Origin of the sequence: Petrotoga sp. 9PWA.NaAc.5.4 (genome assembly GCF_002895485.1) — a bacterium.
In the GTDB taxonomy this organism is placed as follows: Bacteria; Thermotogota; Thermotogae; order Petrotogales; family Petrotogaceae; genus AZRK01.
Map to the genome: position 1 here is coordinate 15330 of NZ_AZRK01000017.1, position 14296 is coordinate 29625.

The 14296-nt window shown below is 31.1% G+C and carries 12 protein-coding genes and 1 riboswitch; of the genes, 1 reads left to right on the forward strand and 11 read right to left on the reverse strand.

Going from position 1 to position 14296, the window contains the following annotated elements; all coding sequences use genetic code 11:
• The first annotated feature begins 210 nt into the window (after positions 1-210).
• Entirely contained in the window at positions 211-894 is a 684-nt protein-coding gene (gene ispD, locus X924_RS06445; protein ID WP_158245338.1) for a 2-C-methyl-D-erythritol 4-phosphate cytidylyltransferase, read from the forward strand.
• A gap of 1 nt (position 895) precedes the next feature.
• Here ispD and X924_RS06450 read toward each other — a convergent pair whose 3' ends face one another.
• The 11 genes from X924_RS06450 to X924_RS06500 all read right to left on the reverse strand — a co-directional run bounded on the left by X924_RS06450 (position 896) and on the right by X924_RS06500 (position 14232).
• Entirely contained in the window at positions 896-2008 is a 1113-nt protein-coding gene (locus X924_RS06450; RefSeq protein ID WP_121958117.1) for an amidohydrolase, read from the reverse strand.
• On the reverse strand, positions 2005-3144 hold the full coding sequence (locus X924_RS06455) for an aspartate aminotransferase family protein (protein WP_121958118.1): 1140 nt from the start codon (positions 3142-3144) through the stop codon (positions 2005-2007). Before X924_RS06455 ends, X924_RS06450 begins: the two co-directional genes overlap by 4 nt.
• Positions 3141-4343, reverse strand: a complete 1203-nt coding sequence (locus X924_RS06460; RefSeq protein WP_121958119.1) for an aspartate kinase — start codon at positions 4341-4343, stop codon at positions 3141-3143. Before X924_RS06460 ends, X924_RS06455 begins: the two co-directional genes overlap by 4 nt.
• A gap of 36 nt (positions 4344-4379) precedes the next feature.
• The gene (dapD, locus tag X924_RS06465) at positions 4380-5081 is read right to left on the reverse strand and encodes a 2,3,4,5-tetrahydropyridine-2,6-dicarboxylate N-acetyltransferase (protein ID WP_121958120.1); all 702 of its coding nucleotides are present in this window, start codon (positions 5079-5081) and stop codon (positions 4380-4382) included.
• Positions 5082-5731: 650 nt separating this feature from the next.
• Entirely contained in the window at positions 5732-6388 is a 657-nt protein-coding gene (locus X924_RS06470; RefSeq protein WP_121958121.1) for a 4-hydroxy-tetrahydrodipicolinate reductase, read from the reverse strand.
• On the reverse strand, positions 6385-7263 hold the full coding sequence (dapA, locus tag X924_RS06475; RefSeq protein ID WP_121958122.1) for a 4-hydroxy-tetrahydrodipicolinate synthase: 879 nt from the start codon (positions 7261-7263) through the stop codon (positions 6385-6387). Before dapA ends, X924_RS06470 begins: the two co-directional genes overlap by 4 nt.
• Positions 7264-7471: 208 nt before the next feature.
• Positions 7472-8710, reverse strand: coding sequence for a diaminopimelate decarboxylase (lysA, locus tag X924_RS06480; protein WP_121958123.1), 1239 nt, complete (start codon positions 8708-8710; stop codon positions 7472-7474).
• Positions 8711-8717: 7 nt separating this feature from the next.
• On the reverse strand, positions 8718-9701 hold the full coding sequence (locus tag X924_RS06485; RefSeq protein WP_121958124.1) for an aspartate-semialdehyde dehydrogenase: 984 nt from the start codon (positions 9699-9701) through the stop codon (positions 8718-8720).
• A 75-nt stretch (positions 9702-9776) separates the two neighbouring features.
• A riboswitch (Lysine riboswitch) is annotated at positions 9777-9951 on the reverse strand.
• A gap of 84 nt (positions 9952-10035) precedes the next feature.
• Positions 10036-12303 carry an outer membrane protein assembly factor gene (locus X924_RS06490; RefSeq protein WP_121958125.1) on the reverse strand — a complete coding sequence of 756 codons (2268 nt, stop codon included), beginning with the start codon at positions 12301-12303 and terminating at the stop codon, positions 10036-10038.
• 80 nt (positions 12304-12383) lie between these two features.
• On the reverse strand, positions 12384-13097 hold the full coding sequence (gene thyX, locus X924_RS06495; protein ID WP_121958126.1) for an FAD-dependent thymidylate synthase: 714 nt from the start codon (positions 13095-13097) through the stop codon (positions 12384-12386).
• On the reverse strand, positions 13084-14232 hold the full coding sequence (locus tag X924_RS06500; protein WP_121958127.1) for a hypothetical protein: 1149 nt from the start codon (positions 14230-14232) through the stop codon (positions 13084-13086). Before X924_RS06500 ends, thyX begins: the two co-directional genes overlap by 14 nt.
• Positions 14233-14296 lie beyond the last annotated feature (64 nt).

Consider the following 14296-nt stretch of genomic DNA (forward strand, 5'->3'; position numbering starts at 1 on the left):
AAAAAATTAAATAGGAACTTTAGAAATGATAATTTTCAGAAAACAAGCATTTGAATTTAAAATGGGTCCAGGGCGGAGCCCTCTCCCCTCTCTCTTTCGCTACACATAGCGAAGAAGTTAAAGAAATTAAGAATTAGTAAGAGTCAGAAGGGGGGAGGTAGTTTTGAATTTCTAAGGTAAGTAAAAGATGCTGATATTGGAGGAATGAAGATGGTCTATGCGATTATAGTAGCTGCAGGAGAAGGAAAAAGAGCGGGATACGAAATTCCAAAGCAATTTCAAAAATTGAATAATAAGACAGTTTTACAATTAACTGCAGAAAAGCTGCAAAATTCGAATGAAATAGATAAATTTATCGTTGTGACTCATAAGGATTATCTACAAGAATCGAAAATGGAAGTTTCTCATCTAAACAAATGTTCTACAATTTTGATCGGAGATAAAAGTAGGCAAGAAAGTGTCTTTGTTGGGCTTAACTACTTGAACAATTTACCAATAAAACCAAATTTTGTAGCTATTCATGATGCAGTGAGACCTTTCACAGATAAAAAGAAGATACAGGAGGTTGTAGATAAAGCTAAAAATTTAGGCGGAGCTATTTTGGCTGAAAAGGCACAATATACTATGTCTATAGCAAAAGAAAGTAAGTTATTTAAAATGCTCGATAGGAATAATATTTATTTACACCATACTCCACAAGTATTTGATTTTGAAAAGCTTTTTTACGCATACAAAGAAGTAGAAAATAAGCTTGAATATTTTACTGATGATGCTTCAATTTATGTATCAGCTGGTTTTGAAGTTTATATTGTAGAGGATTATAAAACTAATATTAAGCTTACTACTAAAAATGATTTTGAGATTGCCCAATGCCTTATAAAATCTGTTTATTGACTTACTCTTCTAAAAATGTTTCGAAAAGTTTTACTCCTAAATCTATAGCTTCATCTGGCGGTAAAAATTTAGGAGTATGTAAACCGAAATGTTCTCCTTTGGAAGTTCCAAGCCAACACATTAAACTTTTATATTTTTTAGAAAAAAATCCAAAATCTTCAGCCGTCATTTTCAAGCCACAATCGATAAATTTAAATTTTTCTGAAAGTTTATGAGAAAAGTTGTCGAATAACTCTTTGTTGTTCAGAACTTCGGTGTAAAAAGAGCCTTGACTTATACTAAAATCCACACCTGTAATTTGAAAGATACCATTTAGAATGTCCTTAAGATTTTGAAAATATTCTAAAGCCTTTTCTGAATTTGTTGTTCGAACGCTACCTTCAAGATTAGCTTTGTCAGGTACTATATTTATAGCTCTACCGGCAGATACTTTTCCGATACCAAAAACAAATGGGACCAGAGGATCTTTCGGGATTTTTTCAATTGAATCTAAAAAAAGCCTCAGGGCATTTAAAGCATTTTTTGAATTTTGTGGAAAAGCTAAATGAGAGGCTTTCCCATGAAAATCTATAAAAATTTCCATTGATGAGGCAAACATTACACCTGCAGTTGTAGCAACTGTTCCTAAGGGATATTCATCAGTTACATGTAGTGCAAAAGCGTTTTTGATATTAAACTTTTCTAATATACCGCTTTTAAGAATTTTTTCAGCTCCCCCACCACTTTCTTCAGCAGGTTGAAATAAGAATAGTATATTCTTTTTTATTTGTTTTTCTAAAACATTTATAAGGAATCCATACAATATCGCAGTATGAACGTCGTGTCCACACGCATGCATGAAATCATTTTTCGATTTAAATTCTACGTCAGTTTCTTCTTGAATATTTAAAGCATCTATATCTGCTCTAAATAATAAATATTCGTTGCTATCTAAAGGCGCATATTCAACTATCAGTCCTGTTTGAAGAGGTTTATAAATTCTTAATGACTCATTGTAATATTGAGAAAGTTCTTTTATGTTTTTTTCTAACAACTGAGTAGTTTCATATTCTTGAGCAGATAATTCTGGATTTTCGTGAATTACATGTCTTATTTCATAAGGACTTAAACTCAACTCAATATCAACTCCAGTTTATTAAGCATTTCTTGAATTTCTTCGGTTTTAATAGTTAAAGGAGGCAACAGTCTAATTATTTTGTTTTTAAGGACATTTAGTAACAAGCCAACTTCTAAACCTTTTTCTTTAAGATGAGGATCTTCCTCTTTCAATTCTATTCCTAACATTAATCCTTTTCCACGAATATCTTTTACCTTTTCAAAGTTTTTATTTTGTAGCCAATTAATTATTGACTCTCCTTTTTCCTTGACACTTTCAAGTACATCGGGTATATGGGTTAAAACAAATTTTGCTCCTGCTAAAGCTACAGGATTTGGAGCAAAAGTGGATCCGTGTTCACCCTTTTCAAAAGCTTGAGAAATATTTTCTAAAAATAAAGTAGCTCCTAAAGGTAAGCCACCACCTAAGGATTTTGCTAACGTTATTATATTAGGATTAAGGTTAAAATGTTGGTGTGAAAAGATTTTTCCTGTTCTTCCAAGACCCGCCTGTATTTCATCACAAACCAAGATGAAGTTGTACTTTTCTTTATAAGATTCAATAGCATAGGCAAATTCCTGTGTGATTGGTATTAAACCACCTGAACCTAATATCGGTTCTACAAATACAGCTAAAGTTTCTTCTCCAAACGTTTGAAAATATTGAGTAAGAGTTTCAATATCATTAAATTTTAATTCAATGGTATTTGGGATCAATGGCTCAAATGGTTCTCTCAAATTTTTGAAACCATTTACAGATAAAGCACCAAGTGTTCTTCCGTGGAATGCATTTTCAAAATACACGATTTTGTTTCTTTTAGCAGTCACTCTCTTTTTTACAGCTTTTAAAGCGGCTTCTGTAGCCTCAGTTCCAGAATTGGTAAAATAAACAGTCCCATTTTTGCCAGTAAAAGAAATTAACTTCTCAGCAATTTCTACGGCATCCTCATCAAGGAAAAAATTAGATAAATGCATATATCTACTCATTTTGGCTTTTAGTACTTCAAGTAGTTCGAGATTAGAATGGCCAAAATTAACGACTCCTATGCCAGCAAAAGTATCTAAATATTTATTTCCATTTTGATCGTATATATAACATCCTTCTGCTTTCTCTAGTTTTAAAGGAAATGCATCGTACATTTTTAATAAACTCATAAATTAAACTCCTTTACTAAGGCTTCTATTGCCTTTTGTTTATGTTTCTGTGGGATTAAACAGGAAATTTTAATTTCAGAGGTTGTGACCAGAGAAATAGGAATATCGTTTAACGCTTTAAAAAATCTTGAAGCTACACCTTTTGCTTTTCTCATTCCTATACCAACAACAGAAATTTTAACTAAACCGTTTTTGAAATCTATACTTTTCTCATCGACATCTTTTAAAATTTCTTTCAATTTATTTTCTAAGTTTTCAGCTACATTTTCTACTATACTGAAAGAAAAGTTTATTTTGTCGTTATTATTTATTATTGAAATCATGTCAATGTTAAGATTTATCTTTGCTGCAATTTCAAAAATTTTATTTACTAACAAAATATCAGAAGGTATATTTAAAATTGTAACTTGAGTTTGGTTATCATCAGCACTCAATCCGGTTACAACAGGTTCTTCCAAAAAATAATCAGAATAATTGTTTACCACGTAACTTCCCTCCTCCTCACTAAAAGAAGACGCACAGTATATTACTATGTTAAATTTCTTTGCAATTTCAACAGATCGTGAATGTAAAACTTTTGCGCCTAAAGCAGCCATTTCAAGCATTTCATCGTAACTGACATATTTTAATTTTTTGGCTTGCGAGTAGAGCTTCGGATCTACAGTATATATACCTGCATAGTTGCTATATATTTCGCACGGTACTTTCAGTGCTGCAGCCAAAGCTACAGCAGAAGTATCTGATCCACCTCTTCCTAAAGTTGTTAAATCTCCTTCTTCTGTAATACCTTGAAAACCTGTTACAACGATTACATCATAATTTTGAAGATTACCTAAAACGATATCTTTATTGAAATTCTTTATTTGTGCCTCATTAAAATCAGAAGTAGTTATTATCCCCAATTGGAAAGCATTAAAAGATTTCGCTTTTATACCCATTTCGTTTAATACCATAGCTACTAAAGAAGCACTAACTTGCTCACCTGTTGTTAAAAGCATGTCTAACTCTCTTGGTTCAGGATTTTGAACGAACTCTTTTGCTAAATTAATCAATCTATTTGTGGTATCCCCCATGGCTGACACAACTGTAATTACTTTAAATCCTTCTTTTACTCTACTTTCAATTCTTTTGGCTACATTTCTTACCTTTTGTACATCTGCTACAGAAGTTCCTCCATATTTTTGTACAATAAGCTTCACGAATATTCACCCCGGATCACATAAGTATAAATAAGATCAATCGATTTTTCTTAATATTTCTATCAATTGAGTTTTTGATTTCGTTTTTTCATCAACTTTTTTAATGAATTTAGCTGGCACACCAGCAACAACAGAATATGGTTCTACATCTGAGATAACTACAGAACCAGCAGCAATTATTGCGCCTTCAGCTACTTCTACTCCTTCCAATACAACTGCATTTGCTCCTACCAACACATTATCTTGGATAATTACAGGTTTGGCACTTGGAGGTTCTATAACACCTGCTATAACAGCTCCTGCTCCTATATGACAGTTTTTACCTATAATAGCTCTTCCTCCAACAACTGCGTTCATATCTATCATCGTGTTTTCTTTTATTACAGCACCTATGTTTATAACAGCACCCATCATTATCACGCACCCATCACCAATTTCAACCATGTCTCTTATAATAGCTCCTGGTTCAATTCTTGCGTTGTATTTAGAAAGATCAGCTAAGGCAATAGCAGAATTTTTTCTGTCCATTTCTATTCTATATCTTTTTATGAAATTTTTATTTATTTCGTAGAAAGTGTTAAATTCTTTCAATTCACAAAATAAAATACCGAAATTGTTATTTCCATAGTATTCAAAATTAGAAAAATCAATATTTTCTAAATTTCCATTAATATAGACCTTTATTGGAGTCTTTTTTTTAGCATTTGCAATGTAGTTTATTATCTCGTTTGTATCCATATTGTCCTCCTTATATTCAAAGTCTATGCTCACTTTAGAAATTCCAAAACTTAAGTTTTGCCAATATTTTAGTTTTAAATTTTTTCAAAAATACCTCTGCAGCTTTAATCTTCGCTAATTCTTAATTCTTTTAACTTTTTAGGTACTTGTACCGAAGAAGGGGAGAGGGGCTCCGCCCTGAACCCATTTTAAATTCGAATACTTATTTTCTGAAAATTTTCATTTCCAAAGTATCTATCAAATACTTACTAACTATGAATTTCTTTAACTTCTTCACTGCGTGTAGCTAAAGAGAAGGGGAGAGGGGCTCCGCCATGAACCCATTTTAAATTCGAATACTTATTTTCTGAAAATTTTCATTTCCAAAGTATCTATCAAATACTTACCAACTACGAATTTCTTTAACTTCTTAACTGAGTGTAGCGAAGGAAAAATGAGGGCTCTGCCCTGGACCCGTTATAACGTCAAAACCTTGTTTTTAGAAACGCTTCGTTTCTAAAGTATCTCTTTAATCTTCGCTAATTCTTAATTCTTTTAACTTCTTTGGTACTTGTACCGAATAAGGGGAAAGGGGCTCCGTCCTATAATTTCAAATGTCTGGACTGCAATTGAATGTCTCTACGTTTTACAAGGATATAAATCGACAAAATTTATTGATAATTTTCTCCGAATAACACGTCTGTAAATGTATAAAAACCTTTATCTTTATTAATTATAAACTCAGCTGATTTTAAAACTCCTTCTACAAAAGCCCTTCTTGATAAAGCACGATGAGAGATTGAAAGGACTTCTCCTAAATTTGCCATATAAAGAGTATGATCACCTGGGACATTACCAAGTCTGAGCGAACTTATAGGAACTTCTTTATTAAAATGTTCTACTATCATCTTCGCGGTACCAGAAGGTTTATCTTTTTTGAATCTATGATGAATTTCTGAGACCTCAAGATCCCAACCTTCTTCGTATCCTTTTAATAAATCTACGATTTTAAGGAACAATTGAATGCCAATCGAAAAATTATAGCTTTGAACAATTGGTATATCGTTTGAAATATCCTTTAATTGTTCGAGTTGCTCGTCAGTTAGTCCTGTAGTTCCTACGATCAATGGAATTGAGAAATTCTTTACATATTTAATGGAGATTTCTAACACTTCTGGCAAGGAAAAATCTATAATAAGTTCAGGTATATCTTTATAAGTTTCTCCATCTTTATCGTATCCCCATACAAAAGGATGTCCTTTTTCTTCAAAAACCTCTTTTATCTCCTTTCCCATCCTACCTTTATATCCAACTATCCCTATCTTCATATTAAACCCAACCTTTTTAGTTCTTCATCAATAATGTTTTGCGTTTCTTTGGTACATGTTGTCAAAGGTAGTCTTAGAATGTTTTTGCAAAGATGTATCTTTGATACAGCATATTTTATAGGAATAGGATTCACTTCTTTGAATAAGAGTTTATGGAGTCTCATGTATTTATTATTTAATTTTCTTGCTTCTTCATAGTTATTGTCAAGAAGGTGATGAGTTAAATCGACTATTGCTTTTGGAACTACATTAGACGTTACAGATATGACACCATCGCCACCTAAAGCCATTATTGGTAAAACTTGATCGTCATTACCGGAAAAAACTTTGAGAGAATCAGGTTTTATTGCAAATAGTTCTGCAATTTGAGAAATATCTCCGCTCGCTTCTTTAACTCCAATAACGTTTTTAGCTTTTTCATGAATTTCTACTACTGTAGTTGGCAAAATATTCAAACTTGTTCTTGACGGTACATTGTAGACAATAATTGGTAAAGTGGTTCTTTCAGCTATGTATTTATAATATTCTACCAATCCTTTTTGAGTGCTTTTATTATAATAAGGTGTCACTATTAATAACCCATCAGCACCAAGTTCTTCAGCCATTTTGTTGTTTTTTAAAACATGGTTTGCATTATTTGTCCCTGTTCCAACTATTACTGGGATTTTTTTATTTACTGTTTCTAAAACTAATTCGATGATCTTTCTTCTTTCGTCTTCTTCAATAGCTGGAGCTTCTCCTGTTGTACCTAAAACTATTAAGCTGTCTATCTGATTTTCAATCTGAAATTTAACGAAAGATTTTAATGAATCGTAATCAACTGATTTATCTTCATTAAAAGGAGTGATCATAGCTGTACCTGTACCTTTAAACATGAGTTTTCCTCCTTTAATTTTAGTTTTTGCTCACTTTAAATTTTTATAAAATGTCTCCGACATTCTAATTTTGAGCTTTTGTCTGTTCTTTAGCTTGGTTGACACTTCGATACGGGAGAAAGAGCTACACCCCGGATCCATTTAAAATCAAAAGATTATTTACCGGTTAATTTTCTAATTTTGTAATTGGTATCTTATAAATTCAACCTTATATCTTTAAAGTAGCAAAATAGTCATCCAAAGTTTCAGCTCTTCTTATCATTTTAAAAGTTCTTTCGTGTGTAAATAAAAATTCTGCAGATCTCAATTTCCCATTATAATTAAACCCCATAGCATGTCCATGAGCTCCAACATCATGAAAAATCAAGGTATCTCCTACACCTAACTTTGGCAAAATTCTATTTTCCGCTAATTTATCGTTGTTTTCACACAGCGAACCAACTACATCATAAGATTCTGTCTCTTGTTGAGAATATATTTTATTCAGAACAGTGATATGGTGGTAAGCTTTGTACATGGCCGGTCTTAAAAGATTCGCAGAATTAGCGTCTATTCCTACGTATTTTTTATAGGATTCTTTTATATGTAAGACTTTTGATATTAGATAACCGTTTGGTCCAGTTATATATCGACCGTGTTCCATGTAAATTTTGGGCTGATTGATGTTGTTTTTTATTATTATATTATCGTACATTTTTTTGATCTCGCTGGCAACAAAGTATATGTCTAATTCTTTTTCTCCCGGTTTGTACGGGATTCCAAATCCTCCACCAAGATCAATAAAATCAAAATCTATTTTCAAATTTTTATTTAATTCTACGGCCAAATTAAACATAATTTCTGCGATTTTAACAATGTTTTGAGGATTTAATTCGTTTGATACGGCCATAATATGCATGCCAAAACGTTTTGTTCCATATTCTTTTAGTTTTTTAAAGCCTGTTATCAAGTCTTCTTTTGTAACTCCAAATTTTGATTCTTTAAGATTACCTATAATATAATTGCCAAACTCTCCTCCAGGATTATATCTTATGGAGACCAATTCAGGAATTTTAAGGTTTTGTTTTAATGCTTCGATGTGACCTATATCATCTAAATTCAATGTAGCATTTAAAGATAAAGCCTTTTCATACTCTTCAATTGGTGTATCATTTGATGTAAACAAGATGTCCTCATTTTTAAAACCTACTTGTTCAGCTAAGACTAATTCTGCCATAGAACTACAATCTACGCCACATCCTTCTTCTTTTACAATTTTGAGAATATGAGGATTAGGAGTAGCTTTTACAGCAAAAAACTCTTTGAAATTAGCCCATGAAAAAGCGTCTTTTAAAGATTTTATTCTTTGCCTTATGCCATTTTCATCATAAACATAAAATGGAGTCTTTGTTTGACTTATTAATTTTAAAAGTTCTTGCTCTGTAAAAGGAAGCACTTTTTTCAACACTTACACCTCAATTACCTTTAATATTTAATTCTTTGTGTTTAAACAATATTCTCAAGGCATTTGTAGCTGCTCCAACTCTTATGTTATCTGCTACTATCCACATTAAAAAACAATTTTTTTCGGGTTTTCTCAATCTTGATACATATGTTGTATCACTGCCTGCCACTTCGTAGGGAGTTATAATTTCTTCTGTGAATTGTACATTGGGAGTTGAATTTATAAGCTCAATTAATTCAGAAAGTTCTACATCACTTTTAGTTTTAATTAGAACTGATTCTGAATGCCCATAAACAACTGGGACTCTCACTGTTGTTGGATAAACCTTTATATTATTATCAGAAAAAATTTTATGGGTTTCATTTATCATCTTGACTTCTTCAGAAGTAAACCCATTATTTAGTTCATCGCCTATCAAAGGTATAACGTTATTTTTAATTATTTTAGGAAAATGTTTTATCTCATCTATCCCTTTTTGTTGATTGAACAACTCTATTATGCCTTTGTTACCTGCACCTGAAACGGATTGATAAGTAGATACTACTATTTCGTCTAATCCAATTTTTTTATAAATTCCATTTAAAGCTAACACCATTTGTATTGTGGAACAGTTTGGATTTGCAATTATACCTTTATAATTTTTAAGTAACTCTCCGTTTATTTCTGGAACAATCAAAGGAATTTTTGGATCCATTCTAAATTGAGAAGAATTATCTATTATCGTGTTGCCATATTCTTGGGCAATGGGAGCAAATTTTGCTGAAACTTTTGCACCTGCAGAAAAAAATATATAATCGTATTTTTCTTTCATATGATCTTCGGTCAAAGTCTCTACTCGATATTCTTTTGAACCTACTTTAATTAACTGACCTTGAGACCTTTCGGAAGCGAACAAACGTAAGTCAGTTATATCTTTTGCAAGGCTAAACTCCTCAAATAGTTTCAAAAAAGTTCTTCCGACTTCTCCTGTTGCACCTACAACTGCGATTTTCAATAAAAGGCACCTCCATTATCTGTTAAAAATAAAAACCTCTCAAACTGGGAGAGGTTTTCGTTAAAAATTATCTTTTAACTTAGCGGCTCTCCACGTTTTTTACGTGACAGTTATGTAAGTATTCCTCACATACCCAGGAATATAAAGATGAGGCTTCTTTTATATTCCTTCGGCGACCTCGCCTTTCACTTCTTTCTTTGCCTCAATTATGAAAGAAGTTACTCTTCTTGGCCGCACCTCCGCTTCTTTTGTTCTTCCTTTAGAATAACATAATCAAGTAACTAATTTATTATAATTTGATTAAAATATATTTTCATAAAGATATTAAATTTTTCTAAAATACTTGACCAAAACCAAACCAAAATTGGCCGTCCAAATCTTTATCCCATCCGTATCCAAAGCTGATTTGTCCAAATAAAGGTACTGTTATCTTTAAACCTCCACCAAATGACCATAGTGGATCGGAAAATATATCGGAAAGCTCTGTTGCATTTCCATAATCAAAGAAAGCAAAAGCATCTAAAGGAATTTGCCCTTTTGAGAGTTCATAAACTAATTCTGTATTGAAAAGTAATAATGAATCTCCCTGTTTTTCATAAAAATTATAAGTTCTTATTGAGTTCATACCTCCAACTCCAAAATCTGGGTATAGATTACTTTGATCTGTAACAGAAGCAAATCTAAGCCGCGACCCCCACGTGAATTTATAAAAACTTTGAAAATATTTGGCTTCTATATTAGCTCCTAAGTAATAATTATCCATATTGTCTAATTGAAAACCCAGCAAGTCGTTGACTCTAAAGTAAATACCTTGATAAGGCCTGTAAGGACTGTCAACAGTGTTATATAAATATCCTATCGATGTATCTAAAGTATTCAATTTTTCCGGTTCATCTTTAAAAGTATAATTATTGTACCCTAAAGAACCTGTTAAATATGAAAAATCATAAATTTGATATCTTGGAGAAACAGAAATACTAAATTGGTTGGTTAAAAGTTTGTTCTCAAATCCAGAATGTAATATTCCATCGTTTGTCAATGTGTACTTAATTGTTGCTCCTAAATCTAAGTCACTACCAAGCAACTTTATTATATTGTAGTTGAACCCAAATTCATATCTGTTATTTAGCGGAGTTAAATTAGTATAAACGTCGAATGTTTGTCCATATCCAAATGGATTAGCCCACTCAACTTCTAATTGTCCACTAAAGCCTTTATACCATTCTTCTCCATCCGGCATAGTCCATGTTATTCCTCCAATTAACTTTCCTAATTTCTCTTTTTCAACGGGGGTAATTCTAAACCCAAAAATGTTTTCTTCTTCTTCAATGAGAAATGGAACTATTTGAACATTATCAAAGAACCCTGTACCAACAAAAGAAATATAAGTATCCTGCAATTGTTTTTGATTGACAACATCACCGGGTTTTATTTTCACTAGGGATTCTACAATATACCTTTGTGTTTTAGCGTCTTCTTCTTGCGTTATTTCAACTTCTCCTACTTTAGCTTCCTTTATTTCAAAGATCAAGGTTTCATCTTGAAAATAGGGAGTTATCTGTGTAAATATGTATCCTTCGTTAAAATATAACTGCTGAATTGCATCATAGGCATATAAAAGATCTAAATTATAATTACGCATACCTATTTTTAAATGTTTTTGAATTTCTTCGTCTAATCTAAATTTTGGAATACTTTCATTACCGTTATAAACCACTTGGGATAAGAAAATTGGTTCTGTATCAACAATTTTTCTTAAATTTCCTTCAAGTATTAAAATTAACTCTCCACCTTTATTTTCTGGAATATCTATTATTTCAAAATATAACTTAGTATCAGGAGTAAAAAAAGGCATTTGATTTAGAGAAGAAAGAATTTGTTGAATCTTTTGAAAACTAGGGTATGTTTCTTTAACGTTGGGTCTAAACAAGAAAAATTTTTGATTCCAATCTTTTCTAAAATTAAAACCAAGTCTATCCTTTATTAATGATTTATCTAATTGAGAGATTTCGCCTCTAAGTTCTAAATCCCAAAGAGTATACTCTTTTACAATAAAAACAAGAGTTGTATTATCATATTTCTTTTTGTTTATTTCAGTTGATTCAAGAGTTAATCCTTCACTATTTATTTTTAGGTTGGATGATACATCGACAAATTGGTAACCATTTTTTATATAAAGGTCTTGAATATTTTTTAAAGAATTTTGAAAATCATTTAAGTTAATAGGAATTCCTGGTTTAACAGTTATCGTAGACTCTATATTCTTTTTGTCAATTAATTTATCTCCCAATATTTCGATTGCTATTTTTTGTGGTGTAGGATTTGGTACAAATATAATTTCTAACAATCCCAAGTCTTCATTGAAATTATAGGAGACCGAAGTAAAATAACCTATATTTAGAATTTCTCGTACAGCTAACCTAATATCAATTTCACTAACGTAATTCCCTTTTTTGATTCCAAAATTTGTTAATACTTTCTCAACATCAGTAGCAGCATAAGAAATATCAATATTATAGGTTATTTCGTTCAAAACAGTTATGGAAAAACTAACAGTAGTTAATAGCAAAACCATTATGAGGAATAAAGCAGCTTTTTTCACTTAAAAAACCTCCTAATTAAATTTGATTTTAATATTAGTCTGAACCCGTTTTAAATTCAAAACATTATTTTTTAAAGTCTCTAAATTTCATTTTTTAAAACATCACCTTTATATTCATACTTCAAATATGCTTCGTATGTCCAAGGACATAACTTTTTGAAAAATTGTGCCAATGCTTTGGCATATTCTTGAATCTCCCATTGTGCATGGGTACTAGCCCTTAAATCTAAAAAGTGCATTAAAGCCCTTACATTTGTGGTTAAATAAAATTCTGTATATTCTCCAACAGGCAAAACAATTCTTGCCATTTCTCTTGCCACACCTAATTTTAAAAGGTTTTCATAGGCATTATAAACTTGAGTATATGTTTCTTGAATAATTTTTAAAGCTTCATTTTTTGTATTTTCATCTTCATACTTTATACTGCTTTGTTTATCAGTAGGATCTTCAATTCTTATATGTTGCGGGACATAAAACTCATTAGCATTTTTTGATGTGTATCGTCTACTCATTTCATTAGGAGACATACCAATTCTATGTCGAAACCATTGTCTGACTACAAATATCGGAGCTTTTACATGAAATGTAAAAGTGATATGTTCAAAAGGAGACAAGTGACCGTGTTTCATGAGATAACTAATGAGATTTTTATCTCGCTCTTCTGTAGAAATATCTTTGCCATGAGAAACACGTGCGGCTTTCACTGCTGAGCGATCGTTACCCATATAATCTACGAGAATTACAAATCCTTTGTCTAAAACTTTAATATAGTTATTTTCTTCATTTAGCTGCATTTTCTTGTTCTTTCTCCTTTCCAAATATATAGATAATAAAAATTATAAATATTGATAGAATAAATAAAGGCAATAATGTTGAAAAGAAATTTCTTAATTCGTATTTTTTATCAATTTCTTTTAATATTTGCAAAGCAGCTTCGTTGGTTGGATCAAAAATAACAGCTTTTGTTAGAAAGATTTTTGATAATTCCAGATACTCTTTACTATTATCTTGGTATAAAGTTGTACCGATTTTGGCAAGAGCACCGGCATTTTTCTGATCGTAATTCAACGAAGTATAATAATAGTTTACCTTCTGAGTAAAGGTGTTAGAAATATCTCCTAAAAGTTCATAGCTTTTAGATAAAATATTTTTTTTGTCAGAGTTTTTAACCAACCATTCGGCTATTCTTCTGGCTTGAGTTTTTTGATCAAGATAATAATAAGAATAAGCAATTATAAGCATTATATTTTCTTCGGTATAAGGTTGATTCGTATAAACAGGCGCTATTTGTTGGATACGTTGATAATCTGACAGTTCATAAGCCTTGGTTATTAACAATTGTTGAATTTTTTTGTTATCTGGAAATAAGGAAAATGTTTGGTTCAACTGTGAGTATATTTCCTGCTTTTCTTGTATCGAAGCATTGTTCCATCTTATAATAGATTCATAATAAGAAGAAAATGGGTTAATTCCAACATTTTCTTTTATTATATCAATAGAGCTTAAAATATTCTTAGATAGTTCATAAGATTCAGTCTTTTTCCATTCATCAAATAAAAACCACACATTTATTGCATTAACAATTACAGAATTTGGATAGTTTTTTAATAATAGATCAATTTTATGAATGGTTTCTTGAGAATTTCCCCATCTATATTCGCTTAAAACATTTAAAATAGCTTTTTCATCAGCTTTTAAATCTTGGTTTAAATATGGAACTGTTTGATCAGCGATGTTTTTGTATTGAATGTTACCAGTTTGATAGTACTTTAAGTAAAGACCTAACACGTTTAATGATTGAATAGAAGAATTTAAAAGTTCTTCAGGATCTAATACAAAAACAAATTGGTCTAATACTCCTGAATAAAAAGTTATAGGAATTTGTAAGAAAAAAATAATCAAAAGTAAAAAAAATAATAAACGTTTCATTTTTTCCTCCTGCTAAAGTATAAATTTTACTCACTTTAGAAATTGCAAAATTCTTATTATATGT

Coding starts and splice junctions, on each gene's coding strand:
- X924_RS06455 (WP_121958118.1), bottom strand. CDS start 3,144: ATGAGTTTATTAAAAATGTACGATGCATTTCCTTTAAAACTAGAGAAA.
- X924_RS06470 (WP_121958121.1), bottom strand. CDS start 6,388: ATGAAGATAGGGATAGTTGGATATAAAGGTAGGATGGGAAAGGAGATA.
- dapA (WP_121958122.1), bottom strand. CDS start 7,263: ATGTTTAAAGGTACAGGTACAGCTATGATCACTCCTTTTAATGAAGAT.
- dapD (WP_121958120.1), bottom strand. CDS start 5,081: ATGGATACAAACGAGATAATAAACTACATTGCAAATGCTAAAAAAAAG.
- X924_RS06500 (WP_121958127.1), bottom strand. CDS start 14,232: ATGAAACGTTTATTATTTTTTTTACTTTTGATTATTTTTTTCTTACAA.
- thyX (WP_121958126.1), bottom strand. CDS start 13,097: ATGCAGCTAAATGAAGAAAATAACTATATTAAAGTTTTAGACAAAGGA.
- ispD (WP_158245338.1), top strand. CDS start 211: ATGGTCTATGCGATTATAGTAGCTGCAGGAGAAGGAAAAAGAGCGGGA.